At 54.4% G+C, this 26,165-nt stretch carries 23 protein-coding genes; 22 read left to right on the top strand and 1 reads right to left on the bottom strand.

Annotation, left to right across the window (positions count from 1 at the left end):
- The first annotated feature begins 106 nt into the window (after positions 1-106).
- From mnmG to ACYZTR_RS00885, 17 genes are all read left to right on the top strand, one after another.
- A complete protein-coding gene (mnmG, locus tag ACYZTR_RS00965) occupies positions 107-1,999 on the top strand; it encodes a tRNA uridine-5-carboxymethylaminomethyl(34) synthesis enzyme MnmG (protein ID WP_461975698.1) in 1,893 nt (630 codons plus the stop codon).
- On the top strand, positions 1,996-2,640 hold the full coding sequence (gene rsmG, locus ACYZTR_RS00960) for a 16S rRNA (guanine(527)-N(7))-methyltransferase RsmG (RefSeq protein ID WP_461975696.1): 645 nt from the start codon (positions 1,996-1,998) through the stop codon (positions 2,638-2,640). Before mnmG ends, rsmG begins: the two co-directional genes overlap by 4 nt.
- An 18-nt stretch (positions 2,641-2,658) precedes the next feature.
- A complete protein-coding gene (locus tag ACYZTR_RS00955) occupies positions 2,659-3,456 on the top strand; it encodes a ParA family protein (RefSeq protein WP_461975694.1) in 798 nt (265 codons plus the stop codon).
- A gap of 9 nt (positions 3,457-3,465) precedes the next feature.
- Positions 3,466-4,338, top strand: a complete 873-nt coding sequence (locus ACYZTR_RS00950; RefSeq protein ID WP_008027541.1) for a ParB/RepB/Spo0J family partition protein — start codon at positions 3,466-3,468, stop codon at positions 4,336-4,338.
- A gap of 148 nt (positions 4,339-4,486) precedes the next feature.
- A complete protein-coding gene (locus ACYZTR_RS00945; protein WP_007948092.1) occupies positions 4,487-4,894 on the top strand; it encodes a F0F1 ATP synthase subunit I in 408 nt (135 codons plus the stop codon).
- A 16-nt stretch (positions 4,895-4,910) separates the two neighbouring features.
- Positions 4,911-5,780, top strand: a complete 870-nt coding sequence (atpB, locus tag ACYZTR_RS00940) for a F0F1 ATP synthase subunit A (protein WP_282379783.1) — start codon at positions 4,911-4,913, stop codon at positions 5,778-5,780.
- Between the two features lie 134 nt (positions 5,781-5,914).
- A complete protein-coding gene (atpE, locus tag ACYZTR_RS00935) occupies positions 5,915-6,172 on the top strand; it encodes a F0F1 ATP synthase subunit C (protein ID WP_002555987.1) in 258 nt (85 codons plus the stop codon).
- 56 nt (positions 6,173-6,228) lie between these two features.
- Positions 6,229-6,699 carry a F0F1 ATP synthase subunit B gene (locus ACYZTR_RS00930; RefSeq protein WP_008027535.1) on the top strand — a complete coding sequence of 157 codons (471 nt, stop codon included), beginning with the start codon at positions 6,229-6,231 and terminating at the stop codon, positions 6,697-6,699.
- 12 nt (positions 6,700-6,711) lie between these two features.
- Entirely contained in the window at positions 6,712-7,248 is a 537-nt protein-coding gene (locus ACYZTR_RS00925) for a F0F1 ATP synthase subunit delta (protein ID WP_309675632.1), read from the top strand.
- 21 nt (positions 7,249-7,269) lie between these two features.
- Positions 7,270-8,814 (top strand): F0F1 ATP synthase subunit alpha, encoded by a 1,545-nt coding sequence (gene atpA, locus ACYZTR_RS00920; RefSeq protein WP_282379785.1) that lies wholly within the window; start codon positions 7,270-7,272, stop codon positions 8,812-8,814.
- A gap of 50 nt (positions 8,815-8,864) precedes the next feature.
- Positions 8,865-9,725 carry a F0F1 ATP synthase subunit gamma gene (gene atpG / locus ACYZTR_RS00915; RefSeq protein WP_461975692.1) on the top strand — a complete coding sequence of 287 codons (861 nt, stop codon included), beginning with the start codon at positions 8,865-8,867 and terminating at the stop codon, positions 9,723-9,725.
- Positions 9,726-9,752: 27 nt separating this feature from the next.
- Positions 9,753-11,132 carry a F0F1 ATP synthase subunit beta gene (gene atpD / locus ACYZTR_RS00910; RefSeq protein ID WP_283182328.1) on the top strand — a complete coding sequence of 460 codons (1,380 nt, stop codon included), beginning with the start codon at positions 9,753-9,755 and terminating at the stop codon, positions 11,130-11,132.
- A gap of 45 nt (positions 11,133-11,177) precedes the next feature.
- Entirely contained in the window at positions 11,178-11,603 is a 426-nt protein-coding gene (locus ACYZTR_RS00905; protein ID WP_008155716.1) for a F0F1 ATP synthase subunit epsilon, read from the top strand.
- A 115-nt stretch (positions 11,604-11,718) separates the two neighbouring features.
- Complete coding sequence (gene glmU / locus ACYZTR_RS00900; RefSeq protein WP_461975689.1) at positions 11,719-13,086, top strand: bifunctional UDP-N-acetylglucosamine diphosphorylase/glucosamine-1-phosphate N-acetyltransferase GlmU; 1,368 nt, start codon at positions 11,719-11,721, stop codon at positions 13,084-13,086.
- A 97-nt stretch (positions 13,087-13,183) separates the two neighbouring features.
- Positions 13,184-13,960 carry a DeoR/GlpR family DNA-binding transcription regulator gene (locus tag ACYZTR_RS00895; protein WP_461975687.1) on the top strand — a complete coding sequence of 259 codons (777 nt, stop codon included), beginning with the start codon at positions 13,184-13,186 and terminating at the stop codon, positions 13,958-13,960.
- 1 nt (position 13,961) lies between these two features.
- On the top strand, positions 13,962-15,794 hold the full coding sequence (gene glmS, locus ACYZTR_RS00890; RefSeq protein WP_461975685.1) for a glutamine--fructose-6-phosphate transaminase (isomerizing): 1,833 nt from the start codon (positions 13,962-13,964) through the stop codon (positions 15,792-15,794).
- A 256-nt stretch (positions 15,795-16,050) separates the two neighbouring features.
- Entirely contained in the window at positions 16,051-17,196 is a 1,146-nt protein-coding gene (locus tag ACYZTR_RS00885; protein ID WP_461975683.1) for a hypothetical protein, read from the top strand.
- An 89-nt stretch (positions 17,197-17,285) separates the two neighbouring features.
- Here ACYZTR_RS00885 and ACYZTR_RS00880 read toward each other — a convergent pair whose 3' ends face one another.
- Positions 17,286-18,878 carry a TnsD family Tn7-like transposition protein gene (locus tag ACYZTR_RS00880; protein ID WP_461975681.1) on the bottom strand — a complete coding sequence of 531 codons (1,593 nt, stop codon included), beginning with the start codon at positions 18,876-18,878 and terminating at the stop codon, positions 17,286-17,288.
- A 637-nt stretch (positions 18,879-19,515) separates the two neighbouring features.
- Between ACYZTR_RS00880 and ACYZTR_RS00875 the strand changes: the two genes are divergently transcribed.
- The 5 genes from ACYZTR_RS00875 (at position 19,516) to ACYZTR_RS00855 (ending at position 25,720) form a co-directional block, all read left to right on the top strand.
- Entirely contained in the window at positions 19,516-20,478 is a 963-nt protein-coding gene (locus tag ACYZTR_RS00875; protein ID WP_461975679.1) for a PDDEXK family nuclease, read from the top strand.
- Positions 20,475-22,484: a transposase gene (locus tag ACYZTR_RS00870; RefSeq protein ID WP_461975677.1), complete on the top strand. Its 2,010-nt coding sequence runs from the start codon at positions 20,475-20,477 to the stop codon at positions 22,482-22,484. The genes ACYZTR_RS00875 and ACYZTR_RS00870 overlap by 4 nt, the downstream gene beginning before the upstream one ends.
- Positions 22,481-23,830, top strand: a complete 1,350-nt coding sequence (locus ACYZTR_RS00865; RefSeq protein WP_461975675.1) for an AAA family ATPase — start codon at positions 22,481-22,483, stop codon at positions 23,828-23,830. The genes ACYZTR_RS00870 and ACYZTR_RS00865 overlap by 4 nt, the downstream gene beginning before the upstream one ends.
- Positions 23,831-24,209: 379 nt before the next feature.
- Complete coding sequence (gene tnpA / locus ACYZTR_RS00860; protein WP_461975673.1) at positions 24,210-24,533, top strand: IS66-like element accessory protein TnpA; 324 nt, start codon at positions 24,210-24,212, stop codon at positions 24,531-24,533.
- A gap of 407 nt (positions 24,534-24,940) precedes the next feature.
- Positions 24,941-25,720 carry a hypothetical protein gene (locus ACYZTR_RS00855; protein ID WP_461975671.1) on the top strand — a complete coding sequence of 260 codons (780 nt, stop codon included), beginning with the start codon at positions 24,941-24,943 and terminating at the stop codon, positions 25,718-25,720.
- Positions 25,721-26,165 lie beyond the last annotated feature (445 nt).

The following is a 26,165-nucleotide window of genomic DNA, read 5'->3' as shown; positions in this document are numbered from 1 at the left end:
AAGGGTTCTTTAGGAAGGGCGAAGTCCCTATACTTGCCGACCAGGTCCAAAAACCTGAGCTCAAACTATTCCTGATTACCTAACTGAAGCAGGCACGAGGTGCGTGGTGGATTTCCCTTCCCGTTTTGAAGTGATCGTCATCGGCGGCGGTCATGCCGGTACCGAGGCAGCACTGGCCTCAGCACGAATGGGTGCAAAAACCCTGTTGCTGACGCATAACGTGGAAACCCTCGGCGCCATGAGTTGCAACCCTGCCATTGGCGGCATTGGCAAAAGCCACCTGGTCAAGGAAATCGATGCCCTCGGCGGCGCGATGGCCATGGCTACCGACAAAGGTGGTATTCAGTTTCGCGTATTGAACAGCCGCAAAGGCCCGGCCGTGCGTGCAACCCGCGCTCAGGCTGATCGGGTTCTATACAAGGCCGCTGTCCGCGAAATCCTCGAGAACCAGCCGAACCTGTGGATATTTCAACAGGCTGCCGACGACCTGATCGTCGAGCAGGAACAAGTGCGCGGTGTTGTCACCCAGATGGGTCTGCGTTTGTTCGCGGATTCCGTTGTGTTGACCACTGGCACCTTCCTTGGTGGACTTATCCACATCGGCATGCAGAATTTTTCCGGGGGCCGTGCCGGTGATCCGCCGTCGATCGCCCTGGCTCACCGATTGCGTGAAATGCCACTGCGGGTTGGTCGACTGAAAACCGGCACACCGCCGCGTATCGACGGTCGTTCTGTGGATTTCTCGGTGATGACCGAGCAAGCCGGCGATACGCCGATCCCGGTGATGTCGTTCATGGGTTCCAAAGAGCAGCATCCGAAACAGGTCAGCTGCTGGATTACCCACACCAACGCCCGCACCCACGAAATCATTGCCGCCAACCTCGATCGTTCGCCGATGTATTCCGGGGTGATCGAAGGAATTGGCCCGCGTTACTGCCCGTCGATCGAAGACAAGATCCATCGCTTTGCCGACAAGGAAAGCCATCAGGTCTTCATCGAACCGGAAGGCCTGACGACCAACGAGCTGTACCCGAACGGGATATCCACATCCCTGCCGTTCGACGTGCAATTGCAGATCGTGCAATCGATCCGCGGCATGGAAAACGCGCACATCGTTCGTCCGGGTTACGCCATCGAGTACGACTACTTCGACCCGCGTGACCTGAAGTACAACCTGGAAACCAAAGTCATCGGCGGTCTGTTTTTCGCCGGGCAAATCAACGGCACCACCGGTTACGAAGAAGCCGGTGCCCAGGGTTTGCTGGCCGGCGCCAACGCCGCACTGCGTGCTCAGGGCAAAGATGCCTGGTGCCCGCGTCGCGACGAGGCGTACATCGGGGTGTTGGTCGACGACCTGATTACCTTGGGTACCCAGGAACCGTATCGGATGTTTACGTCCCGCGCCGAATACCGCCTGATCCTGCGCGAAGACAACGCCGATCTGCGCTTGACCGAAAAAGGTCGCGAACTGGGTCTGGTGGACGACGCGCGTTGGGCTGCTTTCTGCACCAAACGCGAAAGCATCACGCTGGAAGAGCAACGCCTGAAAAGTACTTGGGTTCGCCCGGGTACCGAGCAGGGCGATGCGATTTCCGAGAAGTTCGGTACGCCGCTGACCCACGAATACAACTTGCTCAATCTGCTGAGCCGACCGGAAATCGACTACGCTGGGCTGATCGCCGTGACCGGTGGGGGCGCAGAAGATCCGCAAGTCGCCGAGCAGGTCGAAATCAAGACCAAATATGCCGGTTACATCGATCGCCAGCAGGATGAAATCGCACGTCTGCGGGCCAGCGAAGACACAAAACTGCCTGTGGATATCGATTACACGAATATTTCCGGTCTCTCCAAAGAGATCCAGAGCAAGCTCGGTGCGACCCGTCCAGAGACTCTGGGCCAGGCGTCGCGTATCCCGGGCGTGACGCCGGCAGCGATTTCGCTGTTGATGATTCATTTGAAAAAACGCGGCGCGGGCCGTCAGTTGGAGCAAAGCGCTTGAGTTCGTTGGTCACCTCGCAACACGCAGAAGAGTTATCCACAGGTGCTCGCCAGCTCGGTGTGACACTGACAGAAACCCAGCATGCGCAACTGCTGGGTTATCTGGCCCTGTTGATCAAATGGAACAAGGCGTACAACCTGACCGCCGTACGCGATCCGGATGAAATGGTTTCCCGTCACTTGCTCGATAGTTTGAGCGTGATGGCGTTCGTCGAAAACGGTCGCTGGCTTGACGTTGGCAGCGGTGGCGGTATGCCGGGTATTCCGTTGGCCATCCTGTTTCCGGAGTCCCAAGTGACCTGCCTGGACAGCAACGGCAAGAAAACCCGCTTCCTGACTCAGGTCAAACTCGAACTCAAACTGGATAACCTGCAAGTTATCCACAGTCGCGTCGAAGCCTTTCAGCCTGCATGGCCATTCAACGGGATCATTTCCCGGGCATTCAGCAGCATGGAGAACTTCAGCAACTGGACTCGTCACCTCGGCGACTCCGATACACGTTGGTTGGCAATGAAGGGCGTTCATCCGGCCGATGAGCTGGTAGCATTGCCGGCAGACTTCCACCTCGATAGCGAACACGCCCTGGCCGTACCCGGTTGCCAAGGCCAACGCCATCTGCTGATACTGCGCCGCACGGCATGATTGGGAACACAAGCAAGAATGGCTAAGGTATTCGCGGTAGCGAACCAAAAGGGTGGTGTGGGCAAGACCACCACCTGCATCAACCTCGCAGCTTCCCTGGTCGCTACCAAGCGCCGGGTGCTGTTGATCGATCTCGATCCACAGGGCAACGCCACCATGGGTAGCGGTGTGGATAAACACAGCCTGGAAAACTCGGTCTACGACCTGCTGATCGGCGAATGCGATCTGGCCCAGGCCATGCACTACTCCGAGCACGGTGGTTACCAACTGCTGCCGGCCAACCGTGACTTGACCGCGGCCGAAGTGGTTCTGCTGGAAATGCAGATGAAGGAAAGCCGCCTGCGCAGTGCGTTGGCGCCGATCCGTGAAAACTACGATTACATTTTGATCGACTGCCCGCCGTCGCTGTCGATGCTCACGCTTAACGCACTGGTTGCGGCTGACGGGGTCATTATCCCCATGCAGTGCGAGTACTTTGCGCTCGAAGGCTTGAGCGACCTTGTGGATAACATCAAGCGCATCGCAGAACTGCTGAACCCGAACCTGAAAGTCGAAGGCCTGTTGCGGACCATGTATGACCCGCGCCTGAGCCTGATGAACGATGTTTCGGCGCAGCTCAAGGAACACTTCGGCGAGCAGCTCTACGACACGGTGATTCCGCGCAACATCCGCCTGGCCGAAGCGCCAAGCTATGGCATGCCGGCGCTGGCGTACGACAAATCATCGCGGGGCGCCATTGCCTATCTGGCATTGGCCGGCGAGATGGTTCGCCGTCAACGCAAAAACTCACGCACCGCCGCTGCTCAGGCAACTTAAGGAATCCCCATGGCCGTCAAGAAACGAGGTCTCGGACGTGGACTGGATGCACTGCTGAGTGGTCCGACTGTCAGCTCGCTGGAAGAACAAGCGGTGCAGGCAGATCAGCGTGAGCTGCAGCACCTGCCCCTGGACCTGATCCAGCGCGGCAAGTACCAGCCGCGTCGGGACATGGACCCACAAGCCCTGGAAGAGCTGGCACAGTCGATCAAGGCTCAGGGCGTGATGCAGCCGATCGTGGTTCGTCCGATCGGCAGCGGTCGCTTCGAAATCATCGCTGGCGAACGTCGTTGGCGCGCCAGCCAGCAGGCTGGCCAGGAAACCATCCCGGCAATGGTTCGCGATGTGCCGGATGAAACCGCGATCGCCATGGCGCTGATCGAGAACATCCAACGCGAAGACCTCAATCCGATCGAAGAAGCGGTCGCCTTGCAGCGTTTGCAGCAGGAATTCCAGCTGACTCAGCAACAAGTGGCCGAAGCGGTGGGCAAATCCCGCGTCACCGTGGCCAACCTGCTACGCTTGATCGCGTTGCCGGAAGTCATCAAAACCATGCTGTCACACGGCGACCTGGAAATGGGTCATGCCCGTGCTTTGCTCGGTTTACCGGAGAATCAACAGGTTGAAGGGGCGCGACACGTTGTCGCACGGGGGCTGACTGTGCGCCAGACTGAAGCACTGGTTCGCCAGTGGTTGAGTGGCAAACAGGAACCTGCTGAACCGGTAAAGCCGGACCCGGATATTGCTCGACTCGAACAGCGACTGGCTGAGCGCCTAGGCTCTGCGGTGCAGATCCGCCACGGGAAAAAGGGGAAGGGGCAGTTGGTGATCGGTTACAACTCCCTCGATGAGCTTCAAGGTGTGCTTGCACACATCCGCTGAAACATTTCCTCATGTAGCGTGTAGGTGGAAATCACTACCTGACAGTTGAATAGGGGCAGAACCGCCCCTATACTCTGCGCGCATTTTGTCGGCACAAATTATGCCAAGTTATTGAATTCTGGCAGCCGATCATTGGGGAGTAGAAACGATGGAGAGCCGCACGCCAAACCGCTTGCCGTTCCATCGCCTGGCAGTTTTTCCGGTATTACTGGCTCAATTTGTCGTTTTGGTACTGGCCGCTTTGGCGCTTTGGTACTGGCATGGAGTCGTAGCCGGGTACTCAGGACTTTGCGGAGGCCTGATAGCCTTGCTGCCCAATGTTTATTTCGCTCACAGGGCATTTCGGTTTTCCGGCGCCCGAGCAGCTCAAGCCATCGTCCGGTCATTTTATGCCGGCGAGGCGGGCAAACTAATTTTGACGGCAGTGCTCTTTGCATTGACGTTTGCAGGTGTGAAGCCATTGGCGCCGTTAGCTGTATTCGGCGTCTTCGTGTTGACCCAACTGGTCAGCTGGTTCGCGCCCCTGCTGATGAGAACAAGACTTTCGAGACCTTAGGGCGTTTGAGGCAACCATGGCAGAGACAACCGCTTCGGGCTATATCCAGCACCACTTGCAGAACCTGACCTTCGGGCAGCTACCTAACGGCGGCTGGGGCTTTGCGCACACCGCAGCAGAAGCCAAGGAAATGGGCTTCTGGGCTTTCCACGTCGATACGCTTGGCTGGTCGGTCGCGTTGGGTCTGATCTTCGTTCTTCTTTTCCGCATGGCGGCGAAGAAGGCGACTTCCGGTCAGCCTGGTGCTTTGCAGAACTTCGTTGAAGTATTGGTCGAATTCGTCGATGGCAGCGTGAAAGACAGCTTCCATGGCCGTAGTCCGGTGATTGCACCGCTGGCACTGACCATCTTCGTCTGGGTCTTCCTGATGAACGCCGTCGACCTGATCCCGGTCGACTGGATTCCTCAGCTGGCCATCCTGATCACTGGTGATGCGCACATTCCGTTCCGTGCCGTATCGACCACTGACCCGAATGCTACCCTGGGCATGGCCCTGTCGGTGTTCGCGTTGATCATTTTCTACAGCATCAAGGTCAAGGGCATCGGCGGCTTCATCGGCGAATTGACCCTGCACCCGTTCGGCAGCAAGAACATTTTTCTTCAAGCCCTGCTGATTCCGGTGAACTTCCTGCTGGAGTTCGTGACACTGATCGCCAAGCCAATCTCTCTGGCACTGCGTCTGTTCGGCAACATGTACGCCGGCGAACTGGTCTTCATTCTGATCGCTGTGATGTTCGGCAGCGGTCTGCTCTGGCTTAGCGGCCTGGGTATAGTTCTGCAGTGGGCGTGGGCTGTGTTCCACATCCTGATCATTACCCTGCAGGCGTTTATCTTCATGATGCTGACCATCGTTTACCTGTCGATGGCGCACGAAGAAAACCATTAAGACCAGTCTCAGACTAGTCTGATGTCCCACTCGGTCAAACGAGTGGGTGCCCGAACAGGGCTATGAAACGATTTGTTTTACCGCTTTAAAATCTAAAAAACCTAAACCATACGACGTAAAAGTCGGGAGGAAAGATGGAAACTGTAGTTGGTCTAACCGCTATCGCTGTTGCACTGTTGATCGGCCTGGGCGCACTGGGTACCGCAATTGGTTTCGGCCTGTTGGGTGGCAAGTTCCTGGAAGGCGCAGCGCGTCAGCCAGAGATGGTTCCAATGCTGCAAGTTAAAATGTTCATCGTTGCCGGTCTGCTCGACGCCGTCACCATGATCGGTGTTGGTATCGCTCTGTTCTTCACCTTCGCGAACCCATTCGTTGGTCAACTCGCTGGCTAATCACTCGAACCTTCGAGTAATTGGTGTGATGTGCAACGAACGAGCGAGGTGTTGGCGTGAACATTAATGCAACCCTGATTGGCCAGTCCGTTGCGTTCTTCATTTTTGTACTGTTTTGCATGAAGTTCGTGTGGCCTCCGGTCATCGCGGCTTTGCACGAACGTCAGAAGAAGATCGCGGATGGACTGGACGCTGCCGCCCGAGCAGCTCGCGACCTGGAGTTGGCCCAAGATAAAGCGGGTCAACAACTGCGCGAAGCTAAAGCTCAGGCAGCCGAAATCATTGAGCAAGCCAAGAAACGCGGTAATCAAATCGTCGAAGAGGCTGTTGAAAAAGCCCGTATCGACGCTGACCGTGTGAAGGTTCAGGCTCAGGCCGAGATCGAGCAGGAACTGAACAGTGTCAAAGACGCGCTGCGTGCCCAATTGGGTGCTCTGGCCGTTGGCGGCGCCGAGAAGATCCTGGGTGCCACAATCGATCAAAACGCGCACGCGGAGCTGGTAAACAAACTGGCTGCTGAAATTTAAGCGAGGGCGATCATGGCAGAATTGACCACGTTGGCCCGACCTTACGCTAAGGCAGCCTTCGAGCACGCCCAGGCCCACCAGCAACTGGCCTCTTGGTCAGCCATGCTCGGCCTGGCTGCAGCAGTGTCGCAAGACGACACTATGCAGAGCATGCTCAAGGCCCCGCGACTGACGAGCGCAAACAAGGCCACCACGTTTATTGACGTGTGTGGCGACAAGTTCGATGCCAAGGCACAGAATTTCATTCACGTCGTTGCCGAAAACGACCGTCTCCCGCTTTTGCCGGAGATCGCCGCTCTGTTTGACCTGTACAAGGCCGAACAAGAGAAATCGGTAGACGTGGACGTAACCAGTGCTTTTGCATTGAACCAAGAACAGCAAGACAAACTCGCCAAGGTTCTCAGTGCACGGCTCGGCCGGGAAGTGCGACTGCACGCTGCGGAGGATGCCACCCTTATTGGTGGTGTCATCATCCGCGCCGGCGACCTGGTAATCGATGGCTCGATTCGCGGCAAACTCGCGAACCTTGCCGAAGCATTGAAATCTTGAGTTTGAAGGGGCAGCAGAGCAATGCAGCAACTCAATCCTTCCGAAATAAGTGAAATTATCAAGGGCCGCATCGACAAGCTCGATGTGACCTCCCAAGCCCGTAACGAAGGCACTGTCGTCAGCGTATCTGACGGTATCGTGCGGATTCACGGTCTGGCCGACGTAATGTACGGCGAGATGATCGAGTTTCCGGGCGGCGTCTTCGGTATGGCTCTCAACCTGGAGCAAGACTCTGTAGGTGCCGTTGTATTGGGCTCTTACCAGTCTCTGGCTGAAGGCATGAGCGCCAAGTGCACTGGCCGCATCCTCGAAGTTCCGGTTGGTAAGGAACTGCTGGGTCGCGTAGTCGACGCACTGGGTAACCCAGTTGACGGCAAAGGTCCGCTGAACAACACCGAGACCGATGCGGTCGAGAAAGTTGCTCCAGGCGTGATCTGGCGTAAGTCGGTAGACCAGCCTGTACAGACTGGCTACAAGGCTGTCGATGCCATGATCCCTGTCGGCCGTGGCCAGCGTGAGCTGATCATCGGTGACCGTCAGATCGGTAAAACCGCTCTGGCGATCGACGCGATCATCAACCAGAAAGACAGCGGCATCTTCTGCGTCTACGTAGCTATCGGTCAGAAACAATCGACCATCGCTAACGTGGTTCGCAAGCTGGAAGAAAACGGCGCACTGGCTAACACCATCGTCGTGGCTGCGAGCGCTTCGGAATCTGCAGCACTGCAGTTCCTGGCACCGTACTCCGGTTGCACCATGGGTGAATTCTTCCGCGACCGCGGTGAAGACGCGCTGATCGTTTATGACGATCTGTCCAAGCAAGCAGTGGCTTACCGCCAGATTTCCCTGCTGCTGCGCCGTCCACCAGGCCGTGAAGCTTACCCAGGCGACGTGTTCTATCTCCACTCCCGTCTGCTGGAGCGCGCATCCCGCGTTTCGGAAGAGTACGTAGAGAAGTTCACCAACGGCGCAGTGACCGGCAAAACCGGTTCCCTGACCGCACTGCCGATCATCGAAACCCAGGCTGGCGACGTTTCCGCGTTCGTTCCGACCAACGTGATTTCCATCACCGACGGTCAGATCTTCCTGGAATCGGCCATGTTCAACTCCGGGATCCGTCCTGCTGTGAACGCCGGTGTTTCGGTATCCCGTGTGGGTGGTGCCGCTCAGACCAAGATCATCAAGAAGCTCTCCGGTGGTATCCGTACCGCTCTGGCTCAGTACCGTGAACTGGCGGCATTCGCCCAGTTCGCTTCTGACCTGGACGAAGCGACCCGTAAGCAACTTGAGCATGGTCAGCGCGTTACCGAGCTGATGAAGCAGAAGCAATACGCACCAATGTCGATCGCTGACATGGCGCTGTCGCTGTATGCCGCTGAGCGTGGGTTCCTGACTGACGTTGAAATCGCCAAGATCGGCAGCTTCGAACAAGCGCTGATTGCTTTCTTCAACCGCGATCACGCCGATTTGATGGCGAAGATCAACGTGAAGGGTGACTTCAATGACGAAATCGACGCTGGCCTGAAAGCCGGTATCGAGAAGTTCAAGGCCACCCAAACCTGGTAAGCCGCAGCGGGAGCCGCAAGGCTCCCGCTTGCTAACCTGATAGGTGTTACATGGCAGGCGCAAAAGAGATTCGCAGTAAGATTGCGAGCATCAAAAGCACGCAAAAGATTACCAGCGCCATGGAAAAAGTGGCGGTCAGTAAAATGCGCAAGGCACAAATGCGCATGGCTGCTAGCCGTCCTTACGCGGAGCGCATCCGCCAGGTTATTGGCCATTTGGCCAACGCCAACCCGGAATATCGCCACCCCTTCATGATCGAGCGTGAAATCAAGCGCATCGGTTATGTCGTAGTGAGCAGTGACCGTGGTCTGTGTGGTGGCTTGAACACCAACCTGTTCAAGGCCCTGGTCAAGGACATGGCGGTAAACCGCGATAACGGCGCCGAGATCGATCTGTGTGTTGTTGGTAGCAAGGGTGCGGCTTTCTTCCGCAACTTCGGCGGTAACGTCGTTGCAGCTATCAGCCACTTGGGTGAAGAGCCGTCGATCAATGATCTGATTGGCAGCGTCAAGGTGATGCTGGATGCCTACCTGGACGGCCGTATTGATCGCCTGTCCGTGGTGTCCAACAAGTTCATCAACACCATGACGCAACAGCCAACTGTGGAGCAGTTGATTCCACTGGAGGCAACCGCGGATCAATCACTCAAGCACCACTGGGACTATCTCTACGAACCGGACGCCAAAGAGCTGCTTGACGGCTTGATGGTCCGTTACGTTGAGTCGCAGGTCTACCAGGCGGTGGTCGAGAACAACGCGGCTGAACAAGCTGCGCGGATGATCGCGATGAAGAACGCTACCGACAACGCCGGTGATTTGATCAGCGATTTGCAGCTGGTCTACAACAAGGCGCGTCAGGCTGCGATCACCCAAGAGATCTCGGAAATCGTCGGCGGCGCTGCCGCGGTTTAACGGTTCAAATATTCAGAGGATCCAGCTATGAGTAGCGGACGTATCGTTCAAATCATCGGCGCCGTTATCGACGTGGAATTTCCACGCGACAGCGTACCGAGCATTTACAACGCGCTGGAAGTACAAAGCGCGGCCGGGACTACTCTCGAAGTTCAGCAACAGCTGGGCGACGGCGTGGTTCGTACCATTGCGATGGGTTCCACCGAAGGCTTGAAGCGCGGTCTGGAAGTCAAAGACTCTGGCGCAGCCATCTCCGTACCGGTCGGTAAAGCGACCCTGGGCCGGATCATGGACGTTCTGGGCAACCCGATCGACGAAGCTGGCCCGATCGACACCGAAGAGCGCTGGGGCATTCACCGTCCTGCGCCAACCTTCGCTGAACAAGCGGGCGGCAACGACCTGCTGGAAACCGGCATCAAGGTTATCGACCTGGTTTGCCCGTTCGCCAAGGGTGGTAAAGTCGGTCTGTTCGGTGGTGCCGGTGTAGGCAAAACCGTAAACATGATGGAACTGATCCGTAACATCGCCATCGAGCACGCCGGTTATTCCGTGTTCGCCGGTGTGGGTGAGCGTACTCGTGAGGGTAACGACTTCTACCACGAGATGAAGGATTCCAACGTTCTGGACAAAGTGGCACTGGTTTACGGTCAGATGAACGAGCCGCCGGGTAACCGTCTGCGCGTAGCACTGACCGGCCTGACCATGGCCGAGAAGTTCCGTGACGAAGGTAACGACGTACTGCTGTTCGTCGACAACATCTATCGTTACACCCTGGCCGGTACTGAAGTATCCGCACTGCTGGGCCGTATGCCTTCCGCAGTAGGTTACCAGCCGACCCTGGCCGAAGAGATGGGCACTCTGCAAGAGCGTATCACTTCGACCAAAAACGGTTCGATCACCTCGATCCAGGCGGTATACGTACCGGCGGATGACTTGACTGACCCGTCGCCAGCGACCACTTTCGCCCACTTGGACGCCACCGTCGTTCTGTCCCGTGACATCGCTTCCCTGGGTATCTACCCAGCGGTCGATCCACTGGACTCGACTTCGCGTCAGCTGGACCCGAACGTGATCGGTCAGGACCACTACGACACCGCTCGCGGCGTACAGTATGTTCTGCAACGTTACAAGGAACTGAAGGACATCATTGCGATCCTGGGTATGGACGAGCTGTCGGAAGCCGACAAGCAGTTGGTAAACCGTGCTCGTAAGATCCAGCGTTTCTTGTCGCAACCGTTCTTCGTGGCTGAAGTCTTCACCGGTGCCTCGGGTAAATATGTTTCCCTGAAAGACACCATTGCTGGCTTCAAAGGCATCCTCAACGGTGACTACGACCACCTGCCAGAACAAGCGTTCTACATGGTCGGCGGCATCGAAGAAGCGATCGAGAAAGCCAAGAAACTGTAATCCCGGCGCCCGGTAACGGGCGCTAATTTAGTTTGAGGCAATCAGATGGCTATGACAGTCCATTGCGATATCGTCAGCGCGGAAGGGGAAATCTTTTCCGGCCTGGTCGAGATGGTGGTTGCGCACGGTGCACTGGGTGATCTTGGTATCGCCCTGGGTCACGCGCCGCTGATCACTAATCTCAAGCCGGGCCCGATCCGCCTGATCAAGCAGGGCGGGGAAGAGGAGGTGTATTACATCTCCGGTGGTTTCCTCGAGGTTCAGCCGAACATGGTCAAGGTGCTTGCCGACACTGTGCAACGTGCCGCCGACCTGGACGAAGCCTCCGCTCAGGAAGCCGTTAAGGCTGCCGAGAAGGCCTTGCATGACCGTGGTGCAGAATTCGATTACGGTTCTGCTGCCGCACGCCTGGCCGAGGCTGCAGCTCAGCTGCGCACCGTCCAGCAGATCCGCAAGAAGTTCGGCCACTAATAGGCCCCACTTGTTGTGCGATTGATTAAAAAGGGTAGCCTCGGCTACCCTTTTTTCTTTTCCGACATTCATAACCTGGTCGCAGCCGCTGACCACCCAGGATTGGTAGCCAGTCATGTCTTTAGAAATCGTTATCCTCGCTGCTGGCCAAGGCACTCGCATGCGTTCGGCGTTGCCGAAAGTTCTGCACCCGATTGCCGGCAACTCGATGCTTGGCCATGTTATCCACAGCGCCCGGCAACTTGATCCACAGCGCATCCACGTCGTCATCGGCCATGGCGCCGATGCCGTGCGCGAGCGGCTGGCGGCGGATGATCTGAATTTCGTCCTTCAGGACAAACAGCTGGGAACCGGTCATGCGGTGGCGCAGGCCGTGCCGTTCATCATGTCCGACACGGTGCTGATTCTCTATGGTGACGTGCCGCTGATTGAAGTCGAAACCCTGCAACGTTTGCTGAAGAAAGTAGCGGCGCAACAACTGGGTTTGCTCACCGTCGAACTGGACGATCCAACCGGCTACGGCCGCATCGTCCGTGATGCGGCTGGAAAGGTCACCGCTATCGTCGAGCAGAAAGACGCCAACGAAGCTGAACGCGCAATCACCGAGGGCAACACCGGCATTCTGGCGCTGCCTTTCGAACGTCTTGGCGACTGGATGAACCGGCTCTCGAATAACAATTCCCAGGGCGAGTACTACCTGACCGACGTAATCGCCATGGCGGTCAGCGACGGGCTGGTGGTGGCCACCGAGCAACCCCACGATGCCATGGAGGTGCAGGGTGCTAACGACCGCAACCAGCTTTCTGAGCTTGAGCGTCACTATCAGCTGCGCGCCGGTCGTCGTTTGATGGCGCAGGGCGTGACCCTGCGCGACCCGGCTCGTTTTGATGTGCGCGGTGAAGTTACCGTCGGCCGCGACGTGCTGATCGACATCAACGTGATCCTCGAAGGCAAGGTCGTTATTGAGGACGACGTGGTTATCGGCCCGAACTGTGTGATCAAGGACAGCACCCTGCGCAAAGGCGTGGTGATCAAGGCCAACAGCCACATCGATGGCGCAATTCTCGGTGAAGGCAGCGATGCCGGTCCATTCGCTCGTTTGCGCCCAGGCACAGTGCTGGAAGCACGAGCCCATGTGGGTAACTTCGTTGAGTTGAAAAACGCTCATTTGGGCGAGGACGCCAAGGCTGGTCATCTGACTTACCTGGGGGATGCGCAGATTGGTGCGCGTACCAACATCGGGGCTGGCACCATCACCTGCAATTACGACGGCGCCAACAAATGGAAAACCGTGTTGGGCGAAGATGTGTTCATCGGCTCCAACAATTCGTTGGTCGCGCCTGTGGATATCTCTGCAGGTGCAACGACTGCGGCGGGTTCGACTATTACCCAAAATGTGGATAACGCGCAGTTGGCGGTAGGTCGCGCACGTCAGAAGAACATCGACGGCTGGAAGCGGCCGGTGAAGATCAAAAAGAGCTGAGTTATCCACAGCTCTATTTATCGCCTTACGCTTGACGAAGTTTCGCCGATAGGTTTTGATTGCTTCCGTTATCTTTCGAATCGAAACTTACTAAGCCATGTCGAAACGCAATACACCTCAACGCCGTCACAATATTCTCGCCTTGCTCAATGATCAGGGCGAAGTCAGTGTGGATGAGCTGGCCAAGCGCTTCGAAACGTCGGAAGTTACGATCCGCAAGGACCTCGCGGCGCTTGAAAGCAACGGCTTGCTCCTGCGCCGTTATGGCGGAGCGATCACCCTGCCTCAAGAACTGGTGGCCGACATTGGTCAGCCGGTGTCCAAATACAAGCAGGCTATCGCCCGTGCCGCCGTTACGCGGATTCGCGAGCATGCGCGGATTATCGTCGATAGCGGCAGCACCACGGCGGCGATGATTCCGCAACTCGGCCAACAACCGGGTCTGGTGGTGATGACCAATTCCCTGCACGTCGCCAATGCCTTGAGCGAGCTCGAGCATGAGCCGGTGCTGTTGATGACCGGCGGCACCTGGGACCCGCATTCCGAGTCCTTTCAGGGGCAGGTCGCCGAGCAGGTCCTACGCTCTTACGACTTTGATCAGTTGTTCATCGGTGCCGATGGCATCGACCTGATTCGCGGCACCACCACCTTCAACGAATTGCTGGGATTGAGCCGGGTCATGGCTGAAGTCGCCCGCGAAGTGGTCGTCATGGTCGAGGCCGACAAGATCGGCCGCAAGATTCCTAACCTGGAACTGCCCTGGAGCAGCGTCCATACCCTTATTACCGATGATCGCCTGCCGCTTGCGGCACGGGATCAGATTCAGGCCCGCGGAATCAACTTGATCCTCGCGGCAGTCAGTCAGGAGAAATAGCATGTGTGGAATTGTTGGCGCAGTTGCAGAACGTAACATCACTGCCATCCTGCTCGAAGGCCTGAAGCGCCTGGAATACCGTGGCTATGACAGTGCCGGTGTGGCGGTCTACACCAATGACGAAAAGCTTGAGCGCCTGCGCCGCCCGGGCAAGGTCAGTGAATTGGAACTGGCGCTGGCCGAGGCACCGCTGGTCGGGCGCCTGGGTATCGCCCACACCCGCTGGGCCACCCACGGTGCGCCGTGCGAGCGCAACGCTCACCCGCATTTCTCCGGTGATCTGGCGGTGGTGCACAACGGCATCATCGAGAACCACGAAGCCCTGCGCGAGCAACTGAAAGCCTTGGGTTACGTGTTCACCTCGGATACTGACACCGAAGTCATTGCTCACCTGTTGAACCACAAACTCAAGGATCTGCGTGATCTGACCGTGGCCCTGAAGGCTACTGTCAAAGAGCTGCACGGTGCTTACGGTTTGGCGGTCATCAGTGCTCAGCAACCGGATCGTCTGGTCGCCGCCCGCAGCGGCAGCCCGCTGGTCATCGGCCTGGGCCTGGGTGAAAACTTCCTGGCTTCCGATCAATTGGCCCTGCGCCAGGTCACTGACCGCTTTATGTACCTGGAAGAAGGCGATATCGCCGAAATTAGCCGCGACAGCGTGCAGATCTGGGACGTGAGCGGCCAAGTTGTCAAACGCGAATCCGTGCAGTACCGCGATGGCGCCGAGGCCGCTGACAAGGGCGAATTCCGCCACTTCATGCTCAAGGAAATTCACGAGCAACCGGCTGTGGTGCAGCGCACCCTGGAAGGTCGCCTGAGTCCGAACGGCGTGCTGGTGCAAGCGTTCGGTCCACAGGCTGCCGAGCTGTTCGCAAAAGTGCGCAACGTGCAGATCGTCGCGTGTGGCACCAGCTACCACGCCGGCATGGTTGCCCGTTACTGGCTCGAAGAACTGGCCGGCATCCCGTGCCAGGTCGAAGTCGCCAGCGAATTCCGCTACCGCAAGGTCGTGGTGCAGCCCGACACGCTGTTCGTGACCATCTCCCAGTCCGGCGAAACCGCTGACACCCTGGCTGCCCTGCGCAACGCCAAGCAACTGGGTTTCCTCGCCAGCCTGGCGATCTGTAACGTCGGCATCAGCTCACTGGTGCGTGAGTCTGACCTGACACTGCTGACCCAGGCGGGTCGTGAAATTGGCGTGGCCTCGACCAAAGCCTTCACTACTCAATTGGTCGGCCTGTTGCTGCTGACCTTGTCCCTGGGCCAGGTTCGCGGCACGTTGGCCAAAGGCGTCGAAGCCACGTTGGTTGAAGAGTTGCGTCGCCTGCCGACCCGCCTCGGCGAAGCCTTGGCCATGGACAGCACCGTGGAGAAAATCGCCGAGCTGTTCGCCGAGAAAAACCACACCCTGTTCCTCGGTCGTGGTGCGCAATTCCCGGTAGCGATGGAAGGGGCTCTCAAGCTCAAGGAAATCTCCTACATCCACGCCGAAGCCTATCCGGCCGGCGAGCTGAAACATGGCCCGTTGGCGCTTGTGGATAACGACATGCCAGTGGTCACCGTGGCACCCAACAACGAGCTGCTGGAGAAGTTGAAATCCAACCTCCAGGAAGTTCGCGCCCGTGGTGGTCAGCTGATCGTCTTTGCAGACGAGCAGGCCGGCATGACCAATGGTGAAGGCACTCACGTCGTACAAATGCCACACATACACAACACCCTCTCGCCGATCCTCTACACCATTCCGCTGCAGTTGCTGTCGTATTACGTGGCCGTCCTGAAGGGCACCGACGTTGATCAACCGCGTAACCTGGCGAAGTCGGTGACGGTGGAATAAGTTATCCACAGGTGATGGAAACATTGGCTTTTGAGAATTAAAACGGTCGCATGCGAATTAAAACGGTCTCATGCGGCCGCTTGATCTCCTAGCCATCACATTTCAAGTCTAAGCTACTCATGTGGTGAGATCGGCAATTCAAGCGCGCGAAGAATTCGTATCGAATGGCATTGAGGCCTGTGCTGACGCGTCGGTCTCGATCTTCAGATACCATGCGCTCTTCGACTTGCGGCATGAAATAAAGTGACTCGCAATAATGCTTCTACGTATTCAGCAAAATGAAACAATTCGATCCTTTATAGAGCGCAATATCTTTATTTTAGGCGAAACCCGGTTTCCAAAATGGAATGCGTCTAAGAGCCTCACGAGCGAAGATGTTAGAAATGTTGCATCAGTATTGGGATGGCATGGATGCTATGGTTTCAACCGACTATTGCATAGCCACACCTGTCAACCGTTACACTCAGTTTTAAAAAACTCACAGGACATGGCCTATTCCGGTAGTAAGTATATTGCCGAATTCGTAGATGTTGATCCTGCGTTCCCGAAGCGATTGTCCTTCTGCCCTGAATGCGTGAAGTCTGATTTCGAGAAAATTGGGTTCTCATATTGGCGTAGGGCCTCCCTAGAGTTTGTTGGCGTATGTGCAATTCATAACGTTATGTTAGAGTCCGTATGTCCTGCTTGCGATAGGCCATTTACCTTTAAAGGACATAGTCATAATGTGATGTGGGAGGGTTGTGGCGGAAAGTATCTTAGCGAAAGCTCATCAAGAGTGAACAACGACCTTGCGCAGCTAAAGCGCTCACGGTTAATCGATGATTTATACAAATACCGATTTCATATTTCATTAATCCCAACATTAGAAGCACTATCAATTAGGTTTCTTTCAGTTTCGTCAAAGACGCTTTCGGATGCATTCAACCAGGAAGAGTTACAAAAACTCTCGCGGGTTATAATTACTCTGCTGGCGCGAGTGAAAATACACGCCGAAAGTAATCTTGCATTTTATTTTGAGAGCGTCGATTTCAACAGTATCATTAACTCTATAACGATGCTTTATGACGAATTTCAGGAGTTTGTTGCGGACGTCATTGATCCCTGTGATCAACAACGCGACATCACTTCATTATGGTCCACGTACAGGGCTGGAGGTCATGAGTCTGGCCATTATGTGGACGAAAACTATTCGCTTGGAGTTGGCAACTGGTATTGCCCATACCCATCACCTCTATCTTTAGGGCTTGGCCGTGGTGATTTCGTTAGACAAAGTATTTCGACTTCCTATCCATGCTGTTCTTTTGTTGGTGTAAAAAAAGGCAGAGTGAAGCGGGCTCAAAATTTGGCTGATCCGCCACACCCCGCTATTCCGTGTGTCGAAGCAATGCAAGCGTATGGATAGTATTTTACTTATCTTTTAAGCCATAGGTTCCGAATAGCGCTCCGTAGCGATCCGATTCCGGAAAGGTGCTTAATATGATGAGACATCCATCACCCCGAGCTTTGTAATGATTTTCTAAGAAGCATTCGAGTTTTCGGGTAATGGGAGCTTTTCTCTAGTAGACGAGACAAACTTGGAACGAGATTGAACAGCGCATTTTTAGATATTCTCGGTTGGTCGAATTCGCCATATACGCGATGCATCGTCGAAAGTACCAGATCCTGAAGTTCTATATCACGCTTTTCCCAGTCGATGGATGAGTAATTACCTAGCCGTCCGCATGGCATTTCTGAGTTACGCTCTAGCAGCCAAGTACGATCATTGCGATAGAGCCAAGCATATAGATTCGGTGTCTTGGATCGTAATTCGGTTGTGGACATTTGGCTGTTTTCTTTAATCGCACTATTCCATTGTGAGCGATAGGTGCGTAGATTTCTCCTTAAGTGCGTCTCTTGCCTTGACGATTTTACTAATTGATCTGAAGATAGAAGGCGATTAACGGTGCTAATCGAAACTTTAAATTCAGAACAAATTTTATCTTTTGTTTCGCCTTTTTTCAGGCTTTCCAAGATTGCGCCACGTAATTGAGGGGATAATTTTTTAGGTCTACGTGTACCTGAAATTCTTGTCTCACTGGCAGTAGGCTGTTGAACCTCTTCCGCGAAATAAACCTTGCTAAGTTTAGTTGATAAATCAGCTGTGCTCCGAACGTCGTATTGATCGATAAAGACGTTAAGCCGGCCAAATAACCAGGTGATCAGCACCAGATGCTTTAGGGGATGGCATCTGCCACGAGCTTTGCGCGTCATTTGTGCGATAAAAGCCGAAGCTTTTGACGGAGTAGTTGGAAGGTAGGTATAAGGCGAATATGGTTGAATAAGCGATACGTATTTGGCGAACGAGGTTGCCAACCTGCCTCGTATATCGAAGCTTGTTCCCAGTAGATCCAACGCATCCTTGTACACGTTGTGGACTGTACCCGGATCAAAGCACCGTGATTTGCCATCAGACACAAGATCGAGTACTGCTTCACTCATCTTTTTAAGAGCATTTTTAGCTACGTCGCTAGGATAGGGTAGCGCGTCCGATTCAAACAGCTCTTCGCTCGGAAGTACCCATTTAAACCGCCCTGACCACTGCCGATTCTCGATGCATTCCTTTAAAAGCACTTCATGCACAGGGCACAAAACCACGCCTGGATACTGGTGCGAAAGGTGCCAATAAGCGGCACCATGGGTTTGTCGATCTGCTCGCATGCAGGATGAGCATGCTTTCAAAGGATGTTCGGCTCCGAAACGCCCGGTCACAAGGCCGAGACTGTACTTCATCGATCCAATTGAGGGGCTTTTCATCGCCAAGATTGCGTTGTCGATTCGATCACTGGACTGAAAGGGGATCAGCAGAGGGAGAATGGTGTGGTCATAGATAATCGATGTGGCATCCCCCCAAAGGGCTGTCACCCGAGGATCTAGCGAGCTCAGGTTACTGGGAAGGTCATGACTGATCGAACGCGGTGATGATCCGAACAGCCACTCCAACGTGCTGGAAGTGTCTAAGTGCCCCAGAAATTGATGTTGGCGGCTGCACAGGCTAAAAAATGTCTCATCATCAAACCACCGCAAAATCGGGTCTGGCCGAGTCATGACCTAAAGCGCTATCAGTCGGATGGGGATTCAGGATAGGGGAGGTTGCGGGCTCTTTAGAAATCACGATGAGGGATAACAGCCGACTCTTTTAATTCCATTGGACGCTATCAGCCCGGTGCACGCAGCCTCTTAACCGTGTTTACACGGAATTAACCTTCGATGTTTCGCATATGGAATGCAACGCCACAACGGTTTACTTCATGATTCTTTTTATTGTCATGCAGCAATTTCAGGCGTTACCATAATTCGTTTTTTTGGTTTCGATGCCTCGTCAATTCTCTGAATGACGGTCGCACTAAATTGCACTCTCCGCTAACCGCGGAAGTAATACTAGCATCCAACAAAGGAATACTTATCGCGTATCTATAATATTAGTCGAGAAACTAAGAGACAGGGGACCCAAGCGCCAACTTGGGCCCCTTTGGATAAGTCAGATTAGAAGGCTGACCTTTCCATTCTCTATTCCTGCCTGCGAGACGTCAAGTCTCGCATGGTTTCGTTCGTCCACAGGAAAGTTCGTGTTATCCACAGAACCTACCCTTGTTCGAGCCCGTAATACATGGGTTTTCATGAGCTTAGGAGTTTTATCCCCAAGCTATGTGATGAAGTAAAACCCGGAAAATGGAATGCGTATATGACGCCGGAAGAACGAATTCAATTGATCCTCAGTCGCCAAAGCGGTTTTGACTGGGGCGACACGTACATCCCCTCCACCCTAGCTAAGCCACGCGAAGCTCCGAAGGGATCGCGTATTTGTAGACTCAACAGCCGCAAGCTCGGTCGGGAAGTGCACGCGCTGTCCACCCCTGAGAAAGTGTTCACCCAATTGGCTCTGTTCCATCCCGATTTGTTCGATCTGCACGAGCAAAAAATGCTATGGCCATTGAAATCCGGCAATCCGTTGCGCAGTCATCCATTAATGAAAGGTGTTTTTCTGCCTTCGGTGAGAGGGACGGTCGAGGTCGCAAAGGAGATTGGGTTCAAGCATTACGAAATCGCTGTCGATTTGCCCGACGGCCGCCGCACGAAAATTCCGTTTCCATATCAGGGCGACCTGCTGCTGTACCTGAAAGGAGAGGAAGGCGTTCCGTACGCCGTCAACTGGACGGTGAAAGATCGTAAAGAGGCATTCGGAGAACGCAAACTTTCGAGCCCGAAGACTCCGGTGCAGCAGAAGAAAGATCGGGATCATTCAATCCTTCGAACCAAGCTGGAAGAGATGTACTACGCCAGCGCGGGTATACGAACTGTGCAAGTGTCTCTGGAGGAGCTTCCTCCCACAGTGATTGCTAATTTGGATTTGCTGTTCTCGACCCACGGGATCCCAATGACGCTCGAACGCAGCCTGCTGGAAGACTTCAGTGATGCTCTTCGAGAAGCTGTTAGCGATGGTGAGCCCGTTGCCTATCTAGCCATTAAATATGCGAAACGTTGGGGCCGACGTGACCAATTTATTACGAAAATTTACCAGGACATTTGGGAGCGCAAGCTCCCCATCAATTTCTTCAAGCCAATCCTGATTGATCATCCTTTATCGACAGATGACGGTGATCTCCTGAAGGTGTACGGAACCCTCTTTCAGGAGAAGGAATCATGATGGCTGGTGCCAGGCTTATTGCTCCCGAGGGTTTTTGTTGCCTGGAGAAAGGCAAGATATATCACTTCCTTCACAGCAATGGCGGCATCAATCGGGTGCGACTGGTCAATTTCTGCGACGACGGTCGTAAGATCAGGTCGCATCTGATCACTTTGATGAGGTTTGAATTCGAAGAAGCGCTTGAAGCCGGCTTTATTCTGGAGGACGGACCGGCGGATAAAATCCCCCCGTGGCTAGCGCCGGTCGATGGACTCTCTGTAGCTCAGCGAGAGAGGGTGCGTTTTTCAACCACTGAGAGTTACGACCAGAAGGTTAACCGGCGTTTCGCAGCCATTTCCGAACTCGTCCTCCGGCTAGGCGAAGTTCTGGCAAGCGATAACCCGGACGACATCATTAATGCTCACGCCAAGACCCTGAAGCCTGTGCAAAATACCTCACGCTTGCGGCTCTGGTTCTACACGTACATCGTTTTTGGTCGCAATAAATGGACGTTGATGCCCCCCCTTCATCGTATCGGCGGCTGGGATCGTGATGACCCTTCGTATGTCCGCAGACTGGGACGCCCTTCCCCAAAGGGCAAGTATTGGGGCTTTCGGGCAGACGCGGAAATGAAGGAAAAGATAATTGAAGGTTATGTCGAGTTCAGGGCTCCGAATAAGACAGCTAACGACATCTACAGTGAAATAGTAACGAAGAAGTTCGGCTGCAACGCCATAAAAAGGAATGGCAAAATTGAGTTCATTCATCCTGATAACGAGCCGTTCCCCTCGCGTTCTCAGGTCAGAACTCAAATAGAGCGTCGATTCAGCCCAAGACAACGCTCTGTTGCCGTTAGAGGTGAGCATAAAACTCGTGCCAATACCGGCTCCCAGGGAAGCTTTGCTGACCGCTTACTTAATGTAAATCAACGTGTTGAGTTTGACGGCTACTACATATCTGAAAAGCTCTCAGGCATTTCGGAAGGAAGCGCGGTTGATAGTTTTTGTGTCGTTCGAGGCGTATGCGGCCTTTCAGGACTCGTGGTGGGGATCGGCTTCGCTGAAGGCAAGGAGACTATGGATGCGTACAAAATGTGCCTGCTTTCAATGGCTGCCGATAAAGTCAAATTCGCGGAGTTATTTGGGCTGACTGTCGGGGCCGACGAGTGGCCGAGTGAGGGCCTTTCACGCGGGATCGTCTTTGACCGCGGACCGGGAGCGAACTTTGACGTGGTGTCGGCGATTAATTGGCTGGGTACCTTTGAAACCACCCCTGTATTTTCGGGGCAGTCCAAGGCCACCGTCGAGGCATCTCATCCACGTGACAAGAAGACGCTGGATCAGCCTACCTATGTACATAGTCGGCTTAACTTCGTTCAGATGGCTAAGCGGGAGATCCTCCAAGTCCTTATGGACAACCATGCGTCCGATGCCAGCGGACGATTGGACGAGGAGCTGGTCGAGGCTGGGGTCAAGCCGACCCCTCTCGCAATTTTCAACTACTGGGATCAGCGAGGTCGCAACTCTGCGGACGGTATGCAGTTTCATACTGCGATTCGAGAATTTCTCGCTGTGCGCCCTGCGGCAATTCGAAATGACGCCGTGTATTTTTACGGTCGCAAATATAGATCTGCGGAGCTTGTTGCCACTGGGGTATTCGATCCAGTCGCGAAAGACGGCGTGATAACCACTACTGCATACACGCTAACTATGTGCGTCCGCCATATTTGGATCGAAGTAAACGGTAGGCTTTATGAGCTGGATTTCATACGTTCTCAACGAACTCTCGAGGGGACGGTGGACATCTCGCTACGTGACTTGCAGTTGTATGATCAAATGCGGCGCGAAGGAAATGCTGCTTTGTATGATGAAATTCCTGCTGTACAACAGTTTTTTAAAGATCGGTTTAAACAGGAAACTGGAGAGGACTGGTATGCCGGATATAGGAGAACGGGGCGCCCTGCGAAAAACGCCTCAGCGCAACGTGATGAAGCAGATTACGACCGCTTTATAGGAAGGGCCAAATGAACAAGGTGATCGTTGACCGGTTCAGTGAATGCCTGGAAATCGAGAAGATCCGTGCGAAGGTTACGGTTAGGCCTGACCCCGTTGCTGCACCTGATTCCCTTGATGCCTTGATTGCGTCTGAGCAATTGGCTAATACGTTGAAGCAGATCTTCATTCCCAACGAGTTCTCGCTAGCTTTCATACGGGAGATGGTTGGTAGAGCATCGATGCACAGTCAGCTGCTATTCAAAAGTGAGGCGGAATACGCGTCGAAGGTCTTCAATCCGCCCGAGGTTGAAGTCTCTCCGGTCTGCCTCACCGGTCTGGCTGGCGTTGGTAAAAGCCAAACCATCAGTGCTCTACGCAAGGTATTGCCTTTACCAACGGATTATTCCTGTGACCTATTTGAGGGAACCGTAACTCTGCGGTCTCACTGGTATGCGAGTGCGCGGGGTAGGGCGAGCGGCAAGGCACTGCTCGAAGACTTTGTTTTCGGAGATGGCAAGCGAATAGGCAGGACCACAGTTGCTCAGTTACTAAAGGAGTCACGTCGCAGGGCTAACAGAGATGGCGTTTCTCTAGCGCTGTTAGAAGAGATGCAACACACCACCGCCGGCTCTGGTGCTGCAAAGGTGACTGAGATTTTACTTACCATGGCCGCAATTGGCTTGCCGATGGTTTTTGTCTGCAACTACAGCCTTGCTCACAAGCTCCTTGGACGAAACAGCGAGGACAAACAGCGCCTGCTTACTGATCCCCGCATCATGTTGCCGGACGATCCTGCTAGCGCGGATTGGTGCAATTATGTCGCTGAATGCGTCAGGGTGAGCAACGGCTGTATCAAGGCCGACGCCGGTGAGCTGGCCCTTGAGCTGTACCGCAGTACTTTTGGAATCAAGCGACTGGTGGTGCTGCTGTTGAAGCTGGCCTATGTGGAATGTCGCAGTGCGGGCCGGCGGTATGTGAACCTGTCTGATGTCACTCGTGCTTATCGTTCTGCGGCGTACACGGCAAGCGCTGGTGAGGTAGAGGAGCTACAGCGACAGGCTTTGAGCAACCGCAAAAAGCAAAAGCGCATAGACTTGCAATGCCCCTTTGATCTACCTGATGCGTTGAAGTCAAACGTCGTCAATTTCACTCGCGCAGATCGCAGCGAACGTGTCATTGCCACGGTCTTTCACTCCTCGCTGACCGAAAAAGAGCGAGCAGCGGTTAAAGATATGGAAGATCTCAGCATGGACGCGACTCGGACAGTCACACCGCGTCATCGCGCTGCGGTCACCAATCTGACTGAGGAGCAAAAAGAGAGCGCTTTCCGTGAGTATATGGATAACGTGGCACCTCCCAAGCCTAAAAGGCCGAAGTGACAGCGCATGGCCAGGGTATCTTGGGAGTACGTCTCGGTATGGGTCTTACCTCACTCTCTAGGCCCCCCCCCGGCTAGAAAAGCGTCCGCTGAAATATGCCCCTGGTAACCCATTTTTTTCACTGTTAACCACGCTAGGTAACCGTGACAAATATAGGTTTACACGAGCAGTTAGAAGAGTGGTTGGTGTGCTTCCCAATTCGCATTGGTTGCTGAGCATCGATTTGCTAAGCGTTGTACTGGAAGAGGCGAAGTCTAAGCGCATCACGATCGGTGAATCGTAACCGTCCGGCCAAGTCACCTACCGAACTCCAGCATTAAGGGGCGATGGTGTCCGCGTATTTTAAGCGGACGCGATCGCCCATATCGCCAGGATCTCCATGCGCCAACGAAGCTCTTACCCCAAACCACTCAAAGCCCAGGTCGTCCAGGAATGCCTGCAACCCGGAGCGACGATTTCCAGCGTAGCCATCCATCACGGCATCAACGCCAACTTGATCCGCAAGTGGCTACCGACTCACCGGGATCAATGGCCTGTAACTTTGCCGCCATTCGTTCCGGTTAAAGCGGTAGCAAGGCGAGCAACAGAAGAGATGGTGATCATCTCGCTGCCTCTGGGCGATAAATCCATCACCGTAAAATGGCCAGCCTCGGATCCGGACGGCTGCGCGTGTTTCATTCGTGGCCTGGCCCAATGTGCGTAATTGCAGCGCAATTGACCAAGCGTTTGCAATCGACCTGACCAGTCATTTGCATTGGACTTGACCGCCGATTACAGGGGATTTGACCAGCCAAAAATCGAAACTGAGAGGTTCATAACGACCCACAGGAGACGGTCGCGGTTCCTATTTACCAGCCCAACAATCGCCGTAGGGAAAGGCGGCAATCGATCGGTAGCGCTCGCTGCATAGCAGCCGAATGACAACGCCGTTCGCCGCCGAACAAGAAGCTTGAAGCAGACGCGCGTCATGTACATTGATAAGACGGCGTACCGGCGCGACCATGAGCATCGTCCTGAGTCATCGGCTACTCGCACTGTGGAAGCTGCGTCTCCCCTCGCCGAATTTGATCTGTAGGCTACGCTTGTTCGAATCAATATTGAGATTGGCTTATGACCCCAAAAAAAATAATTCTTCTAGTTAAGGTGTTTGATAAGGAGGAATACGCTGATTCATTCATTCAGACAGGAGAGATGTTCTGTAAGACGATTGGGCAGTTCAAGCAGATAGAGGGTGATGTCGCACGAGGCGACCAATTCGAGGCGCCCTCGGATTGGCATCAACCCGATCGGATATCTCTGACGTTTTCATTTAAGACGCCAGACGGGGAGGAGAAGTCCTTTCCAATAGAAGGGCTGGCCGGCCCGCTAGTGATGCAGCGTACGGCGCACGATCGTTTGAATGCCTTCTGTATGTACGCTGTTACCGTACCGGATTTCGAAGAGTCGTATGAAACAGAGGAGGAGCGACTGCGCGTGGTCGAGAAAATCAATTCAATGTTGAAGGTACACGCAACGCTAGGCGAGGAAATGCTTTCGCTTGGAGAGCATGCCGTTCTCATCATCAAGGTCGCGGATTTCATCGATAAAGTAAGCAAAGCCGCCAAGTCGGAAGGCTATACGTCTTGGCGAGGCCTTGTCGATTATTTTGACCCCGAGACCTTTCACGGCAGTTTCGGAGAGGTTGAGTCCGTTTTTAAAAAGCGGAGCATCTATTCTTATCAAAAAGAGTTCAGATTTGTTTTCGACTCGAGCAAGCCCGAGGGAGCGAAAACTCTTTATGCCGGTCCTCTGGATGGAATTGCTTTCAAGCTCAAAACCAGCGAAATCAACAGCAAGATTGAATTGAAGCTCGCCGAGGATCAACACGGCGACGGAGACTCACTTGGTTAGCCGTTTGCTGCTTTGCAGCGGGTGCTGACGCCTACCTAAAACACGGTCAGTAAGTTGCTTGGAAGCAGTCGTTGTTGGGCGACAGCTCCTGGCCGATTACTGCCTCTCGCCAAGGGCAGTAATCGGCCAATAGCTGCCGGTCAGCAGTGGCAGAGTTCGGCCATTACCGGTCAGTCGTCACACGTATCGGATTAAGATACCTCCATCTCAATGTCCACATTTGTCGCATGTCATCTCGCAGATAATCGAGTACCTGCACCAAAATCACGCGACATCGTGAAGCCAATACCATCAGGCCCGAATGTGTCGTCGCATAACTCAGGACTTATACACCTCCTTTTGCATGCCAACTCAGTTTCGTGCACGCCGATCCGGTTACGAAGGAATGGCAAAAAGCCATGCCTCGGTATAGGCTTGCAAAGCTTTTCGCTGAACGAAGTTTATT

This window comes from Pseudomonas sp. Hz4 (assembly GCF_054898165.1).
Note: the sequence above shows the minus strand (reverse complement) of the source record. Positions and strands in the feature narration are given on the sequence as shown.